At 75.3% G+C, this 19,734-nt stretch carries 17 protein-coding genes; 7 read left to right on the top strand and 10 right to left on the bottom strand.

Translation table 11 applies throughout. From position 1 onward, the window contains the following. Positions 1–224 precede the first annotated feature (224 nt). Positions 225–638: a hypothetical protein gene (locus tag IE287_RS36430; RefSeq protein ID WP_189853707.1), complete on the bottom strand. Its 414-nt coding sequence runs from the start codon at positions 636–638 to the stop codon at positions 225–227. Between the two features lie 149 nt (positions 639–787). On the opposite strand from IE287_RS36430, the gene IE287_RS36425 reads away from it, so the two are divergent. Beyond that, entirely contained in the window at positions 788–964 is a 177-nt protein-coding gene (locus tag IE287_RS36425; RefSeq protein ID WP_189853706.1) for a hypothetical protein, read from the top strand. Positions 965–997: 33 nt separating this feature from the next. Here the strand turns inward: IE287_RS36425 and IE287_RS36420 are convergent, their stop codons facing one another. Further along, on the bottom strand, positions 998–2,038 hold the full coding sequence (locus tag IE287_RS36420) for an NAD(P)-dependent alcohol dehydrogenase (RefSeq protein ID WP_189853705.1): 1,041 nt from the start codon (positions 2,036–2,038) through the stop codon (positions 998–1,000). Between the two features lie 181 nt (positions 2,039–2,219). On the opposite strand from IE287_RS36420, the gene IE287_RS36415 reads away from it, so the two are divergent. The 3 genes from IE287_RS36415 to IE287_RS36405 all read left to right on the top strand — a co-directional run bounded on the left by IE287_RS36415 (position 2,220) and on the right by IE287_RS36405 (position 6,476). After that, the gene (locus IE287_RS36415; RefSeq protein WP_189853704.1) at positions 2,220–3,134 is read left to right on the top strand and encodes a helix-turn-helix transcriptional regulator; all 915 of its coding nucleotides are present in this window, start codon (positions 2,220–2,222) and stop codon (positions 3,132–3,134) included. 532 nt (positions 3,135–3,666) lie between these two features. Continuing rightward, a complete protein-coding gene (locus tag IE287_RS36410) occupies positions 3,667–4,113 on the top strand; it encodes a hypothetical protein (RefSeq protein WP_189853703.1) in 447 nt (148 codons plus the stop codon). A gap of 167 nt (positions 4,114–4,280) precedes the next feature. Next, a complete protein-coding gene (locus IE287_RS36405; protein ID WP_189853702.1) occupies positions 4,281–6,476 on the top strand; it encodes an FUSC family protein in 2,196 nt (731 codons plus the stop codon). Positions 6,477–6,557: 81 nt separating this feature from the next. Here IE287_RS36405 and IE287_RS36400 read toward each other — a convergent pair whose 3' ends face one another. From IE287_RS36400 to IE287_RS36380, 5 genes are all read right to left on the bottom strand, one after another. Continuing rightward, complete coding sequence (locus tag IE287_RS36400; RefSeq protein WP_189853701.1) at positions 6,558–7,052, bottom strand: GNAT family N-acetyltransferase; 495 nt, start codon at positions 7,050–7,052, stop codon at positions 6,558–6,560. Between the two features lie 115 nt (positions 7,053–7,167). Next, entirely contained in the window at positions 7,168–7,542 is a 375-nt protein-coding gene (locus tag IE287_RS36395) for a hypothetical protein (protein ID WP_189853700.1), read from the bottom strand. A gap of 17 nt (positions 7,543–7,559) precedes the next feature. After that, on the bottom strand, positions 7,560–7,976 hold the full coding sequence (locus IE287_RS36390) for a hypothetical protein (protein WP_189853699.1): 417 nt from the start codon (positions 7,974–7,976) through the stop codon (positions 7,560–7,562). Between the two features lie 73 nt (positions 7,977–8,049). Continuing rightward, entirely contained in the window at positions 8,050–9,102 is a 1,053-nt protein-coding gene (locus tag IE287_RS39240) for an ArsR/SmtB family transcription factor (RefSeq protein WP_189853698.1), read from the bottom strand. Positions 9,103–9,299: 197 nt separating this feature from the next. Then, positions 9,300–10,175, bottom strand: coding sequence for an NAD(P)-dependent oxidoreductase (locus IE287_RS36380; protein WP_189853697.1), 876 nt, complete (start codon positions 10,173–10,175; stop codon positions 9,300–9,302). Between the two features lie 233 nt (positions 10,176–10,408). On the opposite strand from IE287_RS36380, the gene IE287_RS36375 reads away from it, so the two are divergent. Then, entirely contained in the window at positions 10,409–11,653 is a 1,245-nt protein-coding gene (locus tag IE287_RS36375) for an IS701 family transposase (protein ID WP_189853696.1), read from the top strand. A gap of 31 nt (positions 11,654–11,684) precedes the next feature. Continuing rightward, positions 11,685–12,569: an AfsR/SARP family transcriptional regulator gene (locus IE287_RS36370; protein ID WP_189853695.1), complete on the top strand. Its 885-nt coding sequence runs from the start codon at positions 11,685–11,687 to the stop codon at positions 12,567–12,569. 103 nt (positions 12,570–12,672) lie between these two features. Here IE287_RS36370 and IE287_RS36365 read toward each other — a convergent pair whose 3' ends face one another. After that, a complete protein-coding gene (locus IE287_RS36365; protein WP_189853694.1) occupies positions 12,673–13,341 on the bottom strand; it encodes a ScbR family autoregulator-binding transcription factor in 669 nt (222 codons plus the stop codon). Positions 13,342–13,479: 138 nt separating this feature from the next. On the opposite strand from IE287_RS36365, the gene IE287_RS36360 reads away from it, so the two are divergent. Further along, on the top strand, positions 13,480–14,388 hold the full coding sequence (locus tag IE287_RS36360) for a ScbA/BarX family gamma-butyrolactone biosynthesis protein (RefSeq protein WP_189853693.1): 909 nt from the start codon (positions 13,480–13,482) through the stop codon (positions 14,386–14,388). 126 nt (positions 14,389–14,514) lie between these two features. Here the strand turns inward: IE287_RS36360 and IE287_RS36355 are convergent, their stop codons facing one another. Both IE287_RS36355 and IE287_RS36350 read right to left on the bottom strand, forming a co-directional pair. Beyond that, positions 14,515–15,285 carry an SDR family NAD(P)-dependent oxidoreductase gene (locus IE287_RS36355; RefSeq protein WP_189853692.1) on the bottom strand — a complete coding sequence of 257 codons (771 nt, stop codon included), beginning with the start codon at positions 15,283–15,285 and terminating at the stop codon, positions 14,515–14,517. Between the two features lie 132 nt (positions 15,286–15,417). Beyond that, positions 15,418–19,734, bottom strand: a 4,317-nt coding sequence (locus IE287_RS36350) for a thioester reductase domain-containing protein (protein ID WP_189853691.1), incomplete at its 5' end; no start/stop codon positions are given.

Below are 19,734 nucleotides of genomic sequence, written 5' to 3'. Positions count from 1 at the left end.
GCGGGTGGCAGCCGATGGCGGTGGGACGGTTGCGATGTGTACGCGGGTGAGGGCGGGCGGATCGGTCCGACGAGGGCTTCCGGCCCGCCGTCTCGGGCCGCTCCCCTCCACCCCGGCCTCCCGTTCGCGCGTACGGCGGGGCCGTCCGCCTTCGATGCGGACGCGGCGGTGGGGAAGACCGGCCGGTCTTCCCCACCGCCGCGTCACCCCCGGTGACGGAGGGGTCAGAACAACGGCGTGAGCACGGATCCCCAGGTGGCCTGGTTGGTCGCGGCAAGATAGTCGTCGGTCGCGATCGACGCGGAACCGCCCCAGTAGCTCAGCGTGCTGGTGTGGCGGTAATCGAGGTTCTGCGGAACAAGACAGTCCTGCCAGGTGTAGGTACCCGCGGCGAGGTAGATGTTCCGGCTGGCCGGATCGTAGAGCGACAGGCTGTTGTACGTCTTCCAGGAGTAGTCGCCCGCGGCGAGGTAGATGCTCCTGGACGTGCACGAGGTGGCCATGGAGGGGTGCGGGTCCCGCACCAGATACGTGGAACGCTCGTTGTACGCGGGCGCGGCGGCCGAAGCCGTCGTGACACCGGCAAGGGTTGCCGCCGCAGTCGCCACTGCGACCACCGCCGACTTGACTGCACGCATGAATGATCCCCCGTAGAGTCGAAGCTTGATCGGCTCAACTATAGGTCCGGGCAGGCTTTCGACTTCCGAATTGCCGAACAAATTCCCTTTTCCGCAAAGGAGTTGGGGATCGAACCGTCATCGTCGAGGTGCTCGGAGGGACGAGGGCCGTGCGTGTCGGGCGGGGTGCCGCCGCGCCGGGCGGCGTGTGCGCCCGCCCGGACGACGGTGTCCCCGCCGTCCGGGCCACCGTCGCCGGCGAGAACCCGCGCACCGTCGCCGTCCTCGGCGCCCGGCTCCGCGGCACCGGATCCGCCCCGGCGCGAGCGGTGTCGTCCCGGGCGTGATCGGATGCGGGGCCGGGGCGCGGGGCGGGCGGGTCAGATGGTGGAGGTGTCGATCACGAAGCGGTACCGGACGTCGCCGGCGAGGACGCGCTCGTACGCCTCGTTGATCCGGTCGGCGCTGATCACCTCGATCTCGGAGCCGAGGCCGCGCTCGGCGCAGAAGTCGAGCATCTCCTGGGTCTCGCGGATGCCGCCGATGCTGGATCCGGCGAGGGTCTTGCGGCCGCCGATCACCGAGAACAGGTTCAGGGAGACGGGCTCCTCGGGGGCGCCGACGTTGACCAGGGCGCCGTCGGTCCGCAGCAGGGCGAGGTAGGCGCCGAAGTCGAGCGGGGCCGAGACGGTCGAGACGATGAGGTCGAAGGTTCCGGCCAGCTCCTCGAAGGTCTTCGGGTCGCTGGTGGCGTAGTAGTGGTCGGCGCCCAGCCGCAGGCCGTCGTCCTTCTTGCGCAGCGACTGGGAGAGGACGGTGACCTCGGCGCCCAGGGCGTGGGCGATCTTGACGGCCATGTGGCCGAGGCCGCCCATGCCGAGCACGGCGACCTTCTTGCCGGGGCCGGCGTTCCAGTGCTTGAGCGGGGAGTACGTGGTGATGCCGGCGCACAGCAGCGGCGCGGCCTCGTCGAGCCCGATGCCCTCGGGGATGCGGACGACGAAGTCCTCGTCCACGACGATCGTCTGCGCGTAGCCGCCGTAGGTCGGCTCCCCGTCCTTGCCGACGGCGTTGTACGTCATCGTGTTGCCGCGGGTGCAGTACTGCTCCAGGCCCGCCCGGCAGTTCTCGCAGGTGCGGCAGGAGTCGACCATGCAGCCGACGCCGACGCGGTCGCCGACGGCGAAGCGGGTCACGCCGGGGCCGACCTCGGTGACGACGCCCGCGATCTCGTGGCCGGGCACCATCGGGAAGATGGCCTCGCCCCAGCCCTCGCGGACCTGGTGGATGTCGGAGTGGCAGATGCCGGCGAACTTGATGTCGATCAGGACGTCGTTCTCCCGGACCGCCCGGCGCTCGATGGTGGTGCGCTCCAGGGGGGCCTTGGCCGCGGGGGCGGCGTATGCGGCGACGGTGGTCATACCGGGTTCTCCTCCAGAGAGAGTGCCTCGCGCCCGGCTCTGGCCGCCGGGCGTGTGTCCAGCCTGCCTCGTCCTTTCGAATCCACCCAGGTCACAGCTTTGCGTACGACTGCTGTTCCTACCACTGGCGGGGACAGGATCGGGATCGGCGGCGGTGCGGGGCACCGCCCATACTGGGTGTATGGACGCGAGGGACGAACGGATCCGTCCGGTGCGGGAGGCCGATGGCGGTGCCCTGGACCGGCGGGCGGAGCTCAGCGAGTTCCTGCGGACCCGGCGGGCCCGGGTGAAGCCCGAGGACGTGGGGCTGCCCGATTTCGGGCGGCGCCGGGTGCCGGGGCTGCGGCGCGAGGAGCTGGCCCAGCTGGCGGGGGTGTCGGTCGCGTACTACACCCGCCTGGAACAGGGCAACGGACGGAACGTGTCCACGGAGGTGCTCGACGCGATCGCGCGGGCGCTGCGCCTGAGCGACGACGAGCACGCCCATCTGACGCACCTGGCGAGGCCCCTGCCGCAGAAGAAGAAGGGGGCGGGTCCGGCGCGGGCGCAGCAGGTGCGGCCGGCGCTGCGCCAGCTGCTGGACTGCTTCGACGGCGTCCCGGCGTACATCTCGGGGCGGCACTGCGACATCCTCGCCTGGAACCGGATGGCCGCCTCGCTGTTCGGGGACTGGGGGCGGCTGCCAGAGCAGGAGCGGAACTGGGCGCGGCTGGTGTTCCTGCGGCCCGACTGCCGCGAGCTGTTCGTCGACCTGGAGCAGAAGGCCATCGACATCGTCTGCATGCTGCGGATGGAGGCGGGCCGCAGCCCGGACGATCCCCGGCTGTCCGCGCTCGTCGGCGAGCTCTCGGTGAAGAGCGACGAGTTCCGCCGGCTGTGGGCGCGGTACGACGTCAAGGAGAAGACGCACGGCCTGAAGCGGATGCGGCATCCGCTGGTGGGTGAACTGGCGCTCCAGTACGAGTCGTTCAAGATCGCCGGCGGTGGGGGGCAGGCGCTGGTGACGTATCACGCGGAGCCGGGGTCGGCGTCCGCCGAGTCGCTGCGGCTCCTGGCGAGCTGGGGCGCGGACGCGGTCTCGGCGCCGTCGGGCTGACGGCGGGGGCGGGAGCCGGGCGCCCCGCCGCGGGGCGCGCGTCGGGGGGTGGGGGTTGGGGGCATCGGCGGGGAAATCAGGTGATCGCCCCTCCGGGGCCTGGCGTGTCCTTGCCGCCGCCTCCCAGGCGGTGTGCCGCCGGTGGGTCGGGTCGCGACGGACGGCGGACCGGTACGTGGGAGCGTGCTCCGGGCCCGCCCCGGCTGCCGGGCCCTTGTCGACGTCCAGGGCCGGCCCGGTCCGATCGCCTGCGCGGCCTGGGAGGCCGTGCCGACCCGGGCCCCGGGTCCGTCGTCAGCGGAGGGCCGGACAGGGTCTCTCGCCGCTCGCGGTGGGCGAAGGCCTGCCCACCCGGTCGCGGTCGGCCTCACCACAGGGCTGTGGCCTGTGGTGGGGTGGGAGGGGCGGAACGTCGGTGAGCGGGGCGTGTGGCCGCCGGGGGTGTTCCGGGTGGCGGTGTGCGTCACCATGGTCCGTCGGGCGGAACGGCACGGGGTGGTCCGGTGGGAGCGGTCCGGGGGAGGGTGGGGCGGTGGATCGGGACGAGGACCGGATCCTGGCCGAGGAGCTTGCCGCCCTGGGCGCGGCGGCCGGGGGCAGCGGTCGCCTGGTGCGGGTGGTGGCCGGGCTGATGAGGAAGAACGTCCACGAGGTCGGCCTGGTCGTTCCCCTGCCGTTCGAGGAGGCGGTGGGGCGCGTCCTCGACGTGCTCGGGAGGGCGGGCCGCGTCGTGGAGACCGTGTCTCCTCGTCCGGGTGAGGAGGCGGTCGTCCGCGTCGTCGCCGGCGGCGGTGCCGGCGGTCTGAATCCGGTCGTGGTGACCGTGCGCGTGCACGGGGCCGCCGGAGAGGGTTCGGAGGTCCGGCTGCGCGCGGCGGCCAAGGAGGGTCTGGTGAGGCAGCGGGCCGGGGAGAGGACCGCCGTCCGTCTCGCCGCCCTGTTGGGCGGCGCGACCGGAGCGGACCGGGCCGGCGGGTGAGCGGCGGGCCGGGGGTGGCTCCGGCCGTGGCGGGGGTCGGGCGGTCGGCGGTGTGCGGCGGGGCGTGCGGTCCCGGCTTCGGCACTCGTTCCGGCGGGTGACGCGGCGGGAGGAGGGCGTGGCCTGTTCGGCGCGCCGGACGAGGTCGGCCGGGGGATGCTGGGGGCATGGCCGGCGCGTTCCCGCGACAGCTCTCGGCCGCGTACCGGACGGCGGGTCGGAGGGCTCTTCGCGTCACGATCGCCGCCGCGGCGGGGTTCTACGTGCTTCTCTACGGCTTCGGCCGGCCGGTGGGGGCGACGTACGCGCTGTTCGGCGTGATCGCCATGGCCGGGCTGTCGCACCTGCCCGGTTCCGGGCGGCAGCGGGCCGAGCTGCTGCTCGGCGTCGTGCCGGTGTGCTGGGGGCTGATCGTCCTCGGCACGTACCTGTCGGTGCGGACCTGGAGCGCCGTCGCCGGCATGCTGGTCGTCGGGTTCGCGCTGGCCTTCATGGCGGTCGGGGGCCCGCGGTTCGCGGGCGCGGCCACGGGGCTCCATCTGATGTACATCCTGCCCTCGTTCCCGCCCTACGATCCGGGCTCGCTGGGCGAGAGGCTGGTGGGGGCGACCTTCGGGATCGCCCTGCTGGTCGTCGCGGAGCTGACGCTGCTGCCCGAGCCCGCCGCGCTGCCCTACCGCGAGCGGGCCGCCCGCGCGGCCTGCTGCGCGGCGCGGTGCGCGGAGCGGCTTCGGTCGGCCCCGTACGTCCTGCCGGAGGCCCTGCGGAGCACGGCCGGTGCCTTGGGCACGGAGCTGCGTTCCTCGCGCGTGCCGGAGGCGGAGCGGCCGGCCGGAGCCGGTGTGCGGCAGCGGGCGCTGGCCCACACGGGGCTGGCGGTGCGCACCCTGCTCGGCCGGCTGGCGGCGCTGCCGCCGCCCGTGGCGGGCACGGCCCGGGCCGGCGGGGCGCGGGAGCCGGGGGTGCTGGAGGCGGTGGCGGAGGTGGCGAGGGAGGCCGCCGCGGGGTTGCGGGGCACGGCCGCCGGTGGTGGGGCCGAGGTCCGTCTGCGGCGGGTCCGGCGGGCGCTGACGGCGGCGGAGGACGGCCTTCCCGCCGCGCAGCGCCGTATCGCGGCGCTGCTGGAGGTGACCGACGCGGCGCTGGCGATGTCCACCGCGGCCGGGCTCGCCGTGCGGGGCCGGGCCGGCGCCGTGCCGGTGCCGGGGGCGTTCTGGTACGCGCGGATGCGGGCTCCGCGGCTGTGGTGGCGGCGGCTGTCGGGTCATGTGGGCGGCCGGTCGGTGTTCTTCCAGAACGCGGTGCGGATCAGCCTGGCGCTGGGCGCGGCGCGGCTGATCGCCGGCGTCGACACGCTTCCGCACGGTTTCTGGGTGCTCCTGGCCACCTTGACCCTGACGCGGACGACGGTACGGGAGACGCGGACGACGGTGCGCAGGGCTCTCGTGGGCACCGTCGTGGGCGCGCTGGTCGCGGCGGTCGTGCTGGCGCTGGTGGGAGGGGACACCGGGGTGTACGCGGTGGCCCTGCCGCCGTTGATGCTGGTCGCCTTCACGCTGGGGCCGGTGAGGGGCGTGGGGTGGGCGCAGGCGTTGTTCACGGTCGTGGTCGCCCTGGTCTTCGCGCAGTTGGCGCCGGCCACGTGGCGGCTTGCCGAGTTCCGGCTGCTGGACGTGCTGGCGGGCAGCGCGATCGGTGCGGTGTTCGGGCTGTTGGCCTGGCCGCGCGGGGCCCACGACGAGCTGCGGCGTTCGGTCGCCCTGATGCTGCGGATCGCGGCGGAGATCGTGGTGGCGACGACGGCGCAGATCGCGGCGGGCGGGCGGCGGGTACCGGTGCTCAGCGCGCCCGGCAGCCGCTCGCTCCGGCACGCCCTGGTCATGGCGGAGTCGGCGTACGCGCAGTACCAGAGCGAGCCCGAGGGGCGGGGCGGGTCCGAGGAGCGGGGCGGGCCGGCGGGGGTGGCGTCCTGGCCGGGCGGGCAGGACTGGCAGGCCGCGCTGATCGCCGGGCACCACACGCTCTGGGGCGCCGGCCGGCTGCTGGTGTCCCCGGAGCCGGCCGGGGTTCCCGCGCTGGAGGGCCGGCCGGCCGAGTCCGTCGTCCGCGCGGGCGACCGGGTCGCGGCGCGGATGCTGCTGGTCTCCGCCCGCGTGGATCCCACGGGCGACACCGCGCAGACGCCGCTTCCGGGTCCGGTGCCGGCCGCTCCGCTTCCCGAGGCGCCGCCCGGCACACCGCACGCGTACTACGCGACGGTGTCCTGGCTGGCTTCGCTGACGGCGGATCTGCTCCGGCTGTCCGCGGAGGCCGGGCACGCCGGCGGCGGGGCCGGGGGCACCGAGGCGCCGGTGCCGCCGTGAGCGGGGCTCCGGCGTCGCCGGCGGGCGCGGGAGGAAGGCGGGCGGGGCCGGCGGGGCGTGTCGCGGCGGTCTGGTGCCGGCTCACGCGTCGGGCAGGGCGAGCCAGTCGGTCCAGGAGAGGTCCCGGCCGATGAGGCGGGGCCGGGCGAAGGGCCAGTCGGTGGCGATCCACCGCGGTACGAGCGCGTCGAGGGTGCGGGCGGGCTCGGTGCCGACCAGGTCGTCCACCACCCACCAGGAGATCTCCGCGTCCGCGCCGGTCTTCTCCGGCGGGTCGATGTAGACGCAGCCGAGCAGGGCCGTCTCCGCGGTGTCGAACAGGGCGTAGTTGAAGGACTGGTGGGCCTCGATCTCCTTCTCGTGGCGCAGGAGGTCGGCCCGGTCGGCCTCGTAGGTCAGGGTGGGCGCGGGCCAGCCCCAGGCCGGGCCGAAGAGGGTCCACAGGCGCTCGCGCGAGCCCATCACGGCCGGGTAGTCGAGTGCGGCGTCCGATTCCCGGATCGGCCGCAGGTGGTGGGTGCCGCCCGGCAGCGGTACCAGGGTGGGGTGGGTGAAGTCGTCGGGTAGCCAGGTCATGGCGGCCGACTGTAGCAACGTGCGCTCGCCGGCACTCCCGGATATTTCCGTGGCCGGTCGGCGGCCGGGAGGCAGGTCCCGGACCGCCGGCCGGTGTGCGGGGGCGGGCGGGGTGTCAGGGGCAGGAGGGGGAGGCGGCGGGGAGGGGGTCGGTCTCGCTGTGGATGTCGGTGTCCTTCATCCAGCCCCACGCCCCGTTGTCGGCCTGGGTCCAGAGCCAGCGGTTGGGGTGGGGGCCGCCGACGTGTCCGCCGAAGTCGTAGCGGCACTTGAACCAGCTGGGGTTGCTGTGCATGTGTCCGACGACGTCGGTGACGTAGGGGGTGCGGTAGACGGGTGCTCCGGAGATGTTGTTGCACCACCAGTTGCCGCCGGTGTACCAGCAGGGGTTGGCCGCCGCGGCGGTGGGGGCGGTGGCCAGGGCGGTGCCCGTGGCCAGGGCGGTGGCGGCCAGCAGGGTGGCCGTCCGCTTCGCGAGGTGCGGGCGCATGGGTGGGGTCCTCCCGGTCAGCAGTTGCGGAGGGAGTAGACGGGCGCCCAGTCGACGGCGTAGACGCCGTTGTCGGCGGGGACGGTCCTGAGGACGTTGCCGCCGGAGCCGTAGAGGGTCGCGGTGGCGTTGCCGGTCTGGCTGTTCTTCGCCTCGCCCCAGCCGTTCCAGTTCGACAGGTAGTAGCGGGTGCAGTTGTAGAAGTAGAAGACGCGGAAGCGGTTGGCGCCGGGGTCCCAGACGGAGGCGCAGAAGTGTCCGGTGGTGCAGTTGACTCCGGCGCCGGGCGGGAGGAGTTCGGTGCGGGCGGGGGCCGGGGAGGAGCTCGGGCCGGCGACGGTGGGGGCCGCCTGGGCGGGGCCGGCGGTGAGGGCGGAGGCCAGGGCCAGGGTGGCGGCGGCGAGGACTCCGGGCAGAGCGCGCTGCGTGGTCATGGTTCGCGATCCCCTTGTGGGTGCTGCGGGTGCGGGCGGGGGCCGGGCCGTGGTGCGGCCGGTGGCCGGGTTCTCATGTTCGCGGGCGGGACGGGGCGGGCACCACGGGTTTCGAGCAGGATCGAATGCCGCTGGTCGCGGGGTGTTCGAGGAGGTCGGTGCCCAGGCGGGTGACGGTGTGCAGGACGGCACCGCCGATGCGCCGGCTGGTGAGGAGTCCGGTCTCCCGCAGGACGGTGACGTGGTGGCTGACGGTCGCCGGGCTCAGGCCCACCCGGACGGCGAGTTCGGTCGTGGTGCGGCCTTCGGCGGCCTCCTGCAGCACCGCGGCCCGGGTCCTGCCGAGCAGTGCCGCCAGCGCCTGGTGCGTGGTGGGGGCGGGGCCGGCGGGGGGTGGCGGGGGGCGGAGCCAGCGGGGGTCGTGGGCGACGGGGTGGACCAGGACCGGGGGCAGGGAGCGGTCCTTGAGGACGATGGGGCCGGGCCAGCAGAAGAACGAGGGGATGATGCGCAGGCCCCTGCCCCGCAGGTGGAGGTCGCCCTCCAGGTGGGGGCCGGCGACGTGCAGGACGGGGGCCGTCCAGCGCAGGGTGGGGTGCAGTCCTTCGGCCAGCCCGGCGAATCCGGAGCGCAGCAGGGTGCGGGCGGTGACCGCCCCGGCCTCGTCGCAGCGGGCGCGGATGTGGGGCCAGTAGGGGGCGACGTACCGCTCGTGGTGGTGGCGGACCAGGGCGGCCAGGGCGTGCAGGGCCTGGGTGTCGCCGTCGGCGAGGGGGCGGGCCCAGCCGGGCAGGGGGCGGGCGCGGGCGAGTTCGGTCAGGTCGGTGCGCAGGCGGTGGCGGGGGGTGCTCAGGAGGGCGTCCAGGCCGGCCTCGAAGCCGGTGGAGGCGGCCGCGGGGGTGAGGAAGTCGGCGGAGTAGCCGTGGGGCGGGGCCAGTCGGCGCAGGCGGAGCGTGCCGGGGGCGGTGGGGCCGGCGGCGGCTCTGCGCCAGGGGCCGTAGAGCAGGGGGGCGTCCCTGTTCTGCAGGAGGTGCAGGCTGAGGAGTCCTTCCCACAGGGGGTCGGGTTCGTCGGCCAGGACCACGCGTGCCAGGTCCTCGTGTGTGAAGTGGATGCGCAGCCCCATCCGTCGCCGCTCCCCCGTGCCGCCCGGTGCCGTGTCGCGTGGGCCGTGTGGTGTGGTGCCGTGTGCGGGTCGCGCACAGGGGGAACGGTGGCGCGGGCGGGGTGGGCGGTCGAGGCGGACACGCGGGGCTGCACAACATCGCCACCTTCGTGCGGTCGCCCCGACCGGTGGGGCGGGGGCGTTGCGCGGGGTGCGGGTCAGGTGGTGGGCTTGCGGAACTGTTCGATCATCGCGGCGTAGCTGTCGGCGCCGTGGCCGGCCGCGATGGCCCGGTCGGTGAGCGCCCTGACGAACCTGGGGAGTTCGGCGTTGACGCCGGTCGCCTCGCTCTCGTGGACGAGGTGGTCGAGGGTGGCGCGGTGGGTGTCGAGGGTGGCGTCGTGGGCGGGGTAGGTGCCGGTGTCGATCTGTTCGGCGTAGGCGGTGACGAACTCGGTGACCGAGCCGGCCCAGGCGTTGGCGAGCGGGGCGAAGGCGGTGGCCTTGACGCCGGCGGTCTCCAGGAGCGCGGCGCCGTGCAGGAAGCTGTTGAGGGCGCCCCACATGACGCCGAGGAGGGCCACGTCGTACAGGGAGGCCAGGGCGTGGTCGGTGCCGAGGTGGGTGGCCGGGCCGAGGGCGGCCAGGGTGGCGTGGTGGGCGTCGAAGGCGTCCTGGGGGCCGGCGTAGAGCAGGGAGGCGTGCTCGGTGCCGATGGCGGTGGGGATGGCCATGATGGCGCCGTCGAGGTAGGCGATGTCGTGCTCGCCGGCCCAGCGGGCGAGGGCGCGGGCGCCGTCGGAGTGGCCCGAGGTGAGGTTGACGAGGGTGCGGCCGCGCAGGGAGTCGGCGAGCGGGGCGAGGAGTTCGCGGACGGCGTCGTGGTCGGTGAGGCAGACGACGACGAGCGGGGCGGCGGTGACGGCCCGGGCGGCGGTGGGGGCGAGCACGGCGCCGTCGGCGGTGAGGGGGGCGGCCTTGGAGGGCGTCCGGTTCCACACGGTGGTGGGGGTTCCGGAGGCGAGGAAGGCGGCGGCGAGTGCCTGGCCCATGAGGCCGAGGCCGAGGACGGTGACGGTCTTCGGGGTGTCCATGGGGTGGGCCCTTTCTGCTGGTGACGTGCGGTTACGAGGGTAGGAGCGGGGTCGGCGGCGGGGGTCGGCGATCGTTCACCGTTCGCTCATCGTTCGCTCATCGGCGGGGTGGGGGCGGGGTGGCGGGGGTCCGGTTCGGGACGGGTCCGGATTCGGCTCGAATAACAAACCGGGTGTGTGGTTTCATTTGAGGGGCGGTTCCCTCCGCACGGCCTCCCAGGGAGTTGATGGACATGCACGCGACCTCGATCGGCGCACCGTTAGCAGTCGGCACACGGATCGATCCCGGCGCGGACGCCGGGTTGTTCGCGTCGCTGCCCCGCAGCGACCAGCGGCTCAAGGCGGAGAGGTACGTGGCCGGGCTGCTGACCGCGCACGGGCGCCGGACGCTGCGCAACGTGGCCGGCCAGTTCGGGGCCGAGGTGGCGCGCAGGCAGAGCGTGCACCACTTCATCAGCGAGTCGTCCTGGGACTGGGAGCCGGTGCGCGGCGAGCTGGCCCGGCGCGCGGAGGAGCTCCTCGCGCCGGCGGCGTGGGTGGTGCGCTCCGCCGTGGTGCCCAAGGCGGGCGGGCACTCGGTCGGCGTCGCGGAGTACTACGTGCCGCGTCTGGGGCGGACGGTGACGGGGCAGCAGTCCTTCGGCGCCTGGCTGGCGGGGACGGCCGCGGCCGTCCCGGTGCACTGGCGGCTGGTCCTGCCGGACGGGGCGGCCGGGGAGCCGGGACCGCGCGGGCGGGGCCCCCTGCCGCCGGCGGGCGTGCCGGCCGGGCCCGAGGGCAGTGCGGGCGAGCTCGTGCTGCGGGCCGCGCGCTCGCTGCCGGCCGGGGCCCGGCCCCGGCCGGTCGTGCTCGACGCGCCGGAGCTCGGGCCGCTGCGGATGGCGCGGCACGCGGAGCGGGCCGGGATCCGGCTGGTGCAGCGGGTGGGGGCGGGGCTGGTGCTGGGGGTGGATCCGTCGGTGCTGCCCGGCCACGGCGGGCTGCCGGTGCCGGCGGGGCTCGTCGTCGGCACGCTCAGACGGCTCTGGCGGCCCTGCGGGCGCCGCGCGGCCGGGGGCGGGCGCGGTCTGTCGATGGCCGTGCCCGTGACGCTCCCGGGCGCCGCGCGGGGCGCGGAGCGGCTGCTGGTGGCGCAGTGGCCCGAGTCCGACCTGTCGGCCGCCCGGCTGTGGCTGGCCGACGGGCGGCTGGGCGCCGCCGAGGTGCTGCGGCTTTCCGCGCTCGCCTCGGCGGCGGAGCGCGAGGAGGCCCTGGCGGTGCAGCGGGTGGGCCTGCGGGACTTCACCGGCCGGTCGTTCGGCGGCTGGCACCGGCACATCACGCTGGCCTCGGCGGCGCACCTGGCGTGCGTGCGGGCGCGGGCGGGCGGCGCGTACGGGAGCGGGCGGGCGTTCGGGCGGGGCGCGGCGGCCGGGGGACCACCGCCGGCCCCCGAGGGGGCGGGCGGGGCCGGGGTGCGGCTGCTCAGGGCGGGCTGAGGGGTTTGAGGGCGAAGGAGGAGAGTGCGTGATGCGGTTCCAGCTCATCGGGCCCTTCCAGATCGTCGGGGACGACGGGAGGTCCCTGCCCCTGGGCACGCCCAAGGTCTCGCAGATCCTGGCGCTGCTGCTCACCCATGCCAACAGTCTGGTGAGTCCGGACACCTGCATCCAGGAGCTGTGGCAGCACAGTCCGCCGCGCTCGGCCCTGAACACGGTGCAGACGTACGTGCATCACGCGCGGCGGGTGCTGACCGAGGACGCGCGGCGGCCGGAGACCGGCGAGCCGCTGGTGACGACGCGGTTCGGCGGCTACATGCTGCGGGTCGACGAGTCGGCGATCGACGTGAAGGTCTTCGAGCGGCTGGTGGCCCGGGGCCGCGGCGAGCTGCGGGCCGGGCGCTGCGAGGCGGCGGCCGAGACGCTGGCCGTGGCGCTCGACCTGTGGCGGGGTCCGGCGCTGGCCAACGTGCCGACCGGGGACGTGCTGACGGGGCGGGTGGTGCACCTGGAGGAGTTGCGGATCAGGGCCCTGGAGCTGCGCGTGGAGGCGGTGTCGCGGCTGGGGCGGCTGCGCGAGCTCGTGCCGGAGCTGCGGACGCTGGTGCACGACTACCCGCTCAACGAGTGGTTCCACGGGCAGTTGATCGCCGCCCTGCACCAGGCGGGGCGGCGGGCGGAGGCCCTGGAGGCGTACCGGCAGGTGCGGCGCATCCTGCAGGACGAGCTGGGTCTGGAGCCCTCGCCCGAGGTGCAGTGGCTGCACCAGCGGGTGCTCAGTCCGCCCCGGATGCCGCCCGCGCCGCCGGCGCCGGCGGTGCCCGAGCCGGCGGACGCGGTCCGGGCCGGCGGGCCGGCGGGGGGCCAGGAGGGGGTGGTGGTCCCGCTGCGCGGGCCGTCGTCCCTCCTGGGCTGAGCGGGCCGGCCGCGGCGGGCCGCGGGAGCACCGGCCCCCCGGGGGGGGTGTCCTGCCGGTCGGGCCGGACGCCGCGCGTCCGGCCCGACCGGCAGGACACCCCCTAGACGGTCGCCTCGGCCTCGGCCGTCTCGGCGCGCCAGGCCGGCATGTCCTCGTAGAGGAAGGCGGCGCGGGAGGCGGAGACCTCCAGGCGGGTCAGGACGGTGGGGGCGGCGATGGCCGGCAGCAGGAGCTGGAGCAGCAGGGCGATCTCGGCGGGCAGGTCGTGCTCGCCGGGCAGCCCCTCGGTCACGACGCGCACGCCGGTCCAGGTGGAGACGAGGGTGCGGGCGACGGCCGGCTCGTCGACGTGCGGGAGGACCTCTCCGCGGCTCTTGGCCTCGCGCAGGATGCCGGTGAGCAGTTCGATCCAGTCGGGCCAGGCGGTGCCGAAGCGGCGGCGGGACTGGAGGTCGATCGCCATCCGCAGCGCCGCGCTGAGCATGGGTTCGCGCGGCAGGCGGTAGGCGATGAGCAGGAAGACGTCGATGAGTTCCTGGAGCTTGAGGGCCTGGGGGCGGACGCCGTCGGTGGTCACGGCCCCGTCCAGGACGCCGCGCGCCAGGTCGCCCTTGGAGGGGAAGTGGAAGTACAGCGCGCCCTTGGTCACGTCGGCCCGCGCCAGGATCTCGGCGATGGTCGTCGCCTCGTAACCCTGCTCGTCGAAGATCGCGGCAGCGGCCTCCAGGATGATCCTCCGGGTGCGGATAGCCCGTTCCTGCTGTGCCACAGTCTCCCCTTTTCGTATACGCGTGTGCTGCCCAACTGTGCCTTGAAAAGGACCGGTTACCCGGTATCTTATCTCGCGTCGCCACGTGACACGTCGCACCGTCGACACACTCACTCTCGGCCTGACCCAGGGGGGATCATGCCCAAAGCACTGCTCACCGACCGTAGACGAGACAGCTACATCGTCCGCCGGGACGCCTCTCCCGTCCGCAGTGTCCCCAAGGAGTACGTGCACCTGCACGAAGCGGGCTCCGTCCTGGTCGCCAACTGGTCCGCGCTCGGCGGCGGCCGGTACGCGGTGACCGCGAACTGGCCGGACGGCGGCGTCTTCGCGGGCTCCGTGCCGCTGCTGCTCACCCAGACGATCCGCCAGAGCACGCTGCTGATCGGGCACGCGGAGCTGGGGGTTCCGCTGGCCCACCAGACGCTGATGGAGTGGATGGACTTCAGCGTCGCCGGTGATTTTTACGACCCCAAAAACAAACCGGACAACCTGTTCATTATTTTGACCTTCAAGCCCAACAACCCACGCTCCTTACGCGTCGAGCTGTCGATCCTCTCCGAGGGGCGCCTGGTGGCCGAGTCGCTGCTCGACTTCAGCTGGATAGCCCCCGGCGCCTACCGGCGGCTGCGCGGCGAGCACGCCCAGGTCGCCTGGGACGCGATCACCGCCCCCTCCCCCGTCGCCGCCCACACGGTGGGGCGCGCCCACGCCGGCGAGGTCGTGCTGGCCCCGACCCCCCTCCCGGACCGCTGGGAGCTGCGCACGGACGTCTCCCGGAGCGCGCTGTACGACCACCGGGTCGACCACGTGCCCGGCCTCGCGCTCATCGAGGCGGCGTACCAGGCGGCGCACGCGATGACCGGCCCGGGCCACGAGCCGGTGCGGGTCATGAACACCTTCGACCGGTACGTCGAGTTCGACGCGCCCTGCTGGATCGACGCCGAGGTCGTGCCCAACCCGGACGAGGACATCGTGCGCGTCGAGGTCACCGGGACGCAGAACGGCGAGCGCACCTTCGCCGTGACCATGGACTGCCCCCGCTAGCGGGGACGCCACGGGGCGGGAGCGGCGGCGGGGGCCTCCCCCGCCGCCGCTCCCGCCCCGCTGCCCCTGCCCGGCCTCCGCCTCGCCCCCGCTCCCGCAAGGGCGGTGAGCGGGGGGGGCGGGTTCTCAGCGGTTGACGTAGCCGCCGTCCACCGGCAGGACGGTGCCGGTGACGTACGAGGAGCGGTCGCTGAGCAGCCAGGCCGCCGCCTCCGCCACCTCCTCGGGGGCGGCGGTGCGCCCCTGGGGGGTGACCGCGTGGATCGCGTCCTGCAGGCCGGGGTTGCGCGCGTACCAGTCGGCGGTGATCTCGCTGAGCGTGGAGCCGGGCGCCACCGCGTTGACCCGGACGCCCCGGCGGGCGTACTCGTCGGCCGCCGCCCGGGTGAAGCCGACGACCGCGTGCTTGGAGGCGACGTACGGGGCGGCGGTGGGGATGGCCACGAGGCCGCCCACGCTGCTGTTGTTGACGATGGCGCCGCCGCCGGTCGGGAGCATCGCGCCGATCTCGGCGCGCAGACAGTTCCACAGGCCCCGCACGTTGGTGTCGAGGATCGTGTCGTAGACGGCGTCCTCCATCTCGTGCAGGGGGGTCAGGTCGCCGCCCGTGCCCGCGTTGTTGAAGGCCCCGTCGAGCCTGCCGTGGTGCTGCACGGCGTGTGCGACCGCGCGGCGCGCGTCGTCGGCGCGCGTCACGTCGCACGCCACCGCGGAGGCGTCGAAGCCCTTGTCGGTCAGCTCCGACACGAGGGCGGCGAGCCGCTCCTCGCGGCGGGCCGCGAGGACGACGGCCGCGCCCTCCGCGGCGAAGACGCGCGCGGCGGCGGCGCCGATGCCGCTGCTGGCCCCGGTGATCAGAACGACCTTGCCCCGGAGTAACCCATCTGTATCGAACATGGGGCCGATCGTGTCATCGGCAGGCCTCGGTTCGGCGTTCTTCCGGCAAAGAAGGTAAAGGATGTGTCAAGTCCGTGGGCCCGGGGCGGAGTTGATCGGAACCTCCGCCCCGGGCCCCTTGCCGGCCTTGCGTCACACACCCGCCGGCTCGCGGCTCGGCACCGACGGGAAGTGACCCGCCTGGACGAAGAACTCCACGTAGCGCTCGAAGAGTTCGGCCGTCAGGGGCGGGCATTCGACGCCGGTCCCGGCGAGCGCGGCGAGCGTCTCGGAGGTGTCGATCGGCGGATAGAAGCCGTCGGTGTCCGACGTCATCATCTCGAAGGCGTGCAGCAGCGGCCGCAGCGCGTTGCCGGCGTCCCCGCCCACCCTCTCGCTCCACTCCTCCCACTCCTGCTCGGCCAGCTCGTACCCGTACGCCCGCAGGTACTCCACGCACCGGTCGAGGCCGAGCGAGCTCTGGTTGAACAGGTGGAAGGTGCCGCCCGCGGTCTCCGGCTGCCGGGACAGGGTGGTGATGGCGGCGCTGACGTAGTCGACCGGCAGGAGGTGGAACCGGCCGCCCGTGCCCGCCGGCACCGCACCGGACTGCAGGATCCCCTTCAGGCTCAGCCAGACGAAGTCGCGGGTCTGGCAGGCCCCGCTGCGGGTGTCGCCCGAGATCACGTCGACCCGGTACACCGAGACGGGCAGGCCCCGCTCGCGCGCGATGCCGACGAGCTGCTCGGCGACCCACTTGCTCTGCAGATAGCCGCTGGGCAGCGCCTCGGCGGGGCCCGTCGGGTCGGTGACCTTCAGCGGCACGCCCTCCTCGCGCACCCCGTCGAAGACGCCGACCGTCGACACGTAGTGGACGGGGACGGTGCGGTGCCGGGCCGCCAGCCGCAGCACCTCCTCCGTGCCCCGCACGTTCGCGTCGCGCAGCGCCGGGTACGGGTGGAGCCAGTGGACGCGGGCGCCGTTGTGGTAGACGACGTCGACCTCGCGGGCCAGCGCGTCGAACCGCTCCTCGGTCAGCCCCAGCCGCTCCTCGGCGAGGTCGCCCAGGACCAGGGACAGACGGCTCTCGTCGACCTCGTCCCACAGCCGGTACCAGCGCATGTTGCTCCGGATCCGCTCCAGGGCCTCGGCGGTGTCGGTGCCGCGGACCAGGCAGTGGATCGTCGCCGTCGTCGTGCGCATCAGATCGCGCAGGAGGAACGCGCCGAGGAAACCGGTCGCCCCGGTGAGCAGGATCCGGCGCGGCTCGCCGGGGGCGGGGTCGTACGCCGTCGCCGGGCGGACGTCGTCGGCGAGGCGGACCTCGGCCGCGAAGTCCACGGCCGGGGCGGCGGGTGCGGCACCGGCGCCGGATCCGCCGTCGAGCCGCGCGGAGACGAACGCGGCGAGCGCGGCGGGCGTGGGGTGGTCGAAGACCAGCGTCGCGGGCAGCTTGGCGCCCACCAGGGCGCCCAGCCGGTTGCGCAGCTCGACGGAGGTCAGCGAGTCGAAGCCCAGCTTCGTCAGCGGCTGGTCGGCCGTGATGCCCCCGGTGTCGGCGTGACCGAGGACGGCCGCGATCCGGGCGAGGACGGCGCCGAGGACGGCCCGCTCGCGCTCGGCCCCGTCCAGGCCCTCGACCAGGCCGGCCAGCGAACCGTCGGCGACCGCGTCACGTCCCGCCGCGGCCGGACGGGCGGGCACGGGCGCCAGGGCGGTGAGGACCACCGGGACGCGGCCCGGCTGTTCGCGCAGGGCGGCGATGTCCAGCGGGGTGGCCACCACGTCCGGCAGGCCGAGCGCGAGCGCCCGGTCGAGCAGTGCGGGCCCCTTCTCCTGCGGCACCGGCCGGAAGCCGCCGCGGGCGATGCGGCCGAGGTCGGTCTCGCTCAGGTGGCCGCTCATGCCGCCGGACTGCTCCCACAGGCCCCAGGCCACCGAGGTCGCCGGCAGGCCGTGGGCGTGCCGGTGGCGGGCGAGGGCGTCCAGGAACTGGTTGGCGGCGGCGTAGTTGGCCTGGCCGGGACCGCCGACGACGGCCGCGATGGAGGAGAACAGGACGAAGGCCGTCACCTCCGTACGGTCGCGGGTGAGCTGGTGCAGGTTCCAGGCCGCGTCGGCCTTGGGCCGCAGCACGGCGTGCAGCCGCTCGGGGGTCAGCGTGGCCAGGAGCCCGTCGTCGAGGACTCCGGCGGCGTGCACGACGCCGGTGAGCGGCAGGTCGGCGGGGAGCGTGTCCAGGAGGGCGGCGAGCGCGGCGTGGTCGGCGGTGTCGCAGGCCGCGACGGTGACCCGGGCGCCCAGCCCGGTCAGTGCGGCCGCCAGCTCGCGGGCACCGGGGGCGTCGGGACCGGACCGGCTGACCAGCAGGAGGTGGCGGACGCCGTGCACGGTCACCAGGTGGCGGGCGAACAGGGCGCCGAGACTGCCCGTGCCGCCGGTGATCAGGACCGTGCCGTCCGGGTTCCACACCGGTGTCCGCGGTCCGGGCCGCGGCGCGGCCCGGACCAGGCGCGGGGCGTGGGCGCGCCCGGCGCGCAGGGCGGCCTGGGGCTCGCCGGAGGCGGCCAGCACGATCAGCAGGTCCGACTCGGCCGGCGCGGCCGGCGCGGTGGACGGCTCTGCGGAGGCGGACGCAGCGGGGCCGGTGTCGGGGTCGGTGTCGGTGTCGATGAGGGTGAGGCGGTCGGGGTGTTCGGACTGGGCCGAGCGCAGCAGGCCCCAGAGGGCCGCCGCCGGGAGCGCGGTGACGTCCTCGTCGTCGGCGACGGCCACCGCGCCGGTGGTGACGACGGCCAGCCGGGTCGCCTCCAGCCGCTCGTCGGCCAGCCACTCCTGGACGAGCAGCAGGGTGTTCTCGGCGGTGGCGTGCACGGAGCCGGGCAGCGAACCCGCCGGCTCGGGCGCGGCGCGCAGCACGACGAGGGGGACGGCACGGCCCCGGGCGAGGGCGGCGGCCACGTCGGCGGGGCGCGCGAAGTCGCCCCCGGCGCCGAGCGTCGGCGGCCGCTCCCCCGCCTCCCGGGGGGCCGTCACGCCCAGGGGCGTCCAGACCACCCGGAACAGCGCGTCGTCGAGGCGCCCGGCGGCCGTCGCGAGCGCGTCGCCGTCGACCGCGCCGACCGTGAGCCCGTCGACGACGGCGACGGGCCGGCCGGCCGTGTCGGCCAGCTCCACGCGCGCGGAGCCGTCGGCCCGCGGGGTGACGCGGACGCGCAGCGCGGTGGCGCCGGTCGCGTGCAGCCGCACGCCGCGCCAGGTCCCCGCGAGCGGGGCGCCCTCGCGCACGGCCGCCGTCAGGGGGCGCAGGGCCGCGTCGAGGAGGGCGGGGTGCAGGGTGAACCCCTCGGTGTCGGCGGCCCCTTCGGGCAGGGCGACCTCGGCGAAGAGCTCCCCGTCCCGCCGCCACACGGCGGTCGGGCCGCCGGACGCGGGACCGTGGCCGGGGGCGGCCTCGTCGGGGTGCGGGGCGTCGAGGGGCAGCTCCTCGGCGTCCGCCGGGGGCCAGGCCGCCTGCTCGGGGAGCGGGGCGGGAGCGAGGGTGGTGCTCAGGGTGCCGTGGGCGTGGGGCGTCCAGGGGGCGTCCGGGGCGGCGGGGCGGCCGTGGACCGTGAAGGCGCGGCGGCCCGTGGCGTCGGGGGCGGCCACGGAGACCTGGAGCTGGTGGGTGCCGCCGGCCGCGGCGAGGACGGCGGGGTCGTCCAGGACCAGTTCGTCCAGGACGCTCGCACCGCACTCGTCGCCGGCCCGCAGGGCGAGTTCGACGAGCGCGGCGGGCGGCAGGACCACGGAGCCGGCGACCGTGTGGCCGGCGAGCCAGGGGTGGGAGCGCGGGGAGAACGTGCCGGTGAAGACGGTCCGGTCGGCGCCCGCGAGGGCGACGGCCGCGCCGAGCAGCGGGTGCCCGGTCGGCCGCAGGCCGAGCCCGGCGGCGCCGGCCGTGGCGGGCGCCGGTTCGACCCAGTAGCGCTCGTGCTGGAAGGCGTACGTGGGCAGGGGCACCCTGCGGGCCCCGGTGCCGGCGAAGAACGCCGGCCAGTCGACGGGGACGCCGTGGTGGTGCAGGCCGCCGAGGGCCGTGAGGGCGGTGAGGTCCTCGGGCCGCTCGCGGCGCAGCAGGGCGACGGTGGTGGGGACGTGTTCGGCCGCGAGGGCGGACAGGATGCCGTCGGGGCCGAGCTCCAGGGTGGCGGTGACGCCCTGGGCGGCGAGGGTGGCGACGGCGTCGGCGAAGCGGACGGTGCCGCGGACCTGGTCGGCCCAGTAGGCCGGGGTGCGCAGGTCGTCGCCGGAGGCGACCTTTCCGGTGAGGGTGGAGACGACCGGGATGCGGGGGGCCGCATAGGTCAGCCGGGAGGCCACCGTCCGGAATGCGTCGAGCATGGGGTCCATCAGCGGCGAGTGGAAGGCGTGGCTGACGCTCAGCCGCTTGGTCTTGCGGCCCCGCTCCTCCAGACGCGCCGCGACCGC

Origin of the sequence: Streptomyces omiyaensis (assembly GCF_014650895.1) — a bacterium.
GTDB lineage: Bacteria > Actinomycetota > Actinomycetes > Streptomycetales > Streptomycetaceae > Streptomyces > Streptomyces omiyaensis.
Note: the sequence above shows the minus strand (reverse complement) of the source record. Positions and strands in the feature narration are given on the sequence as shown.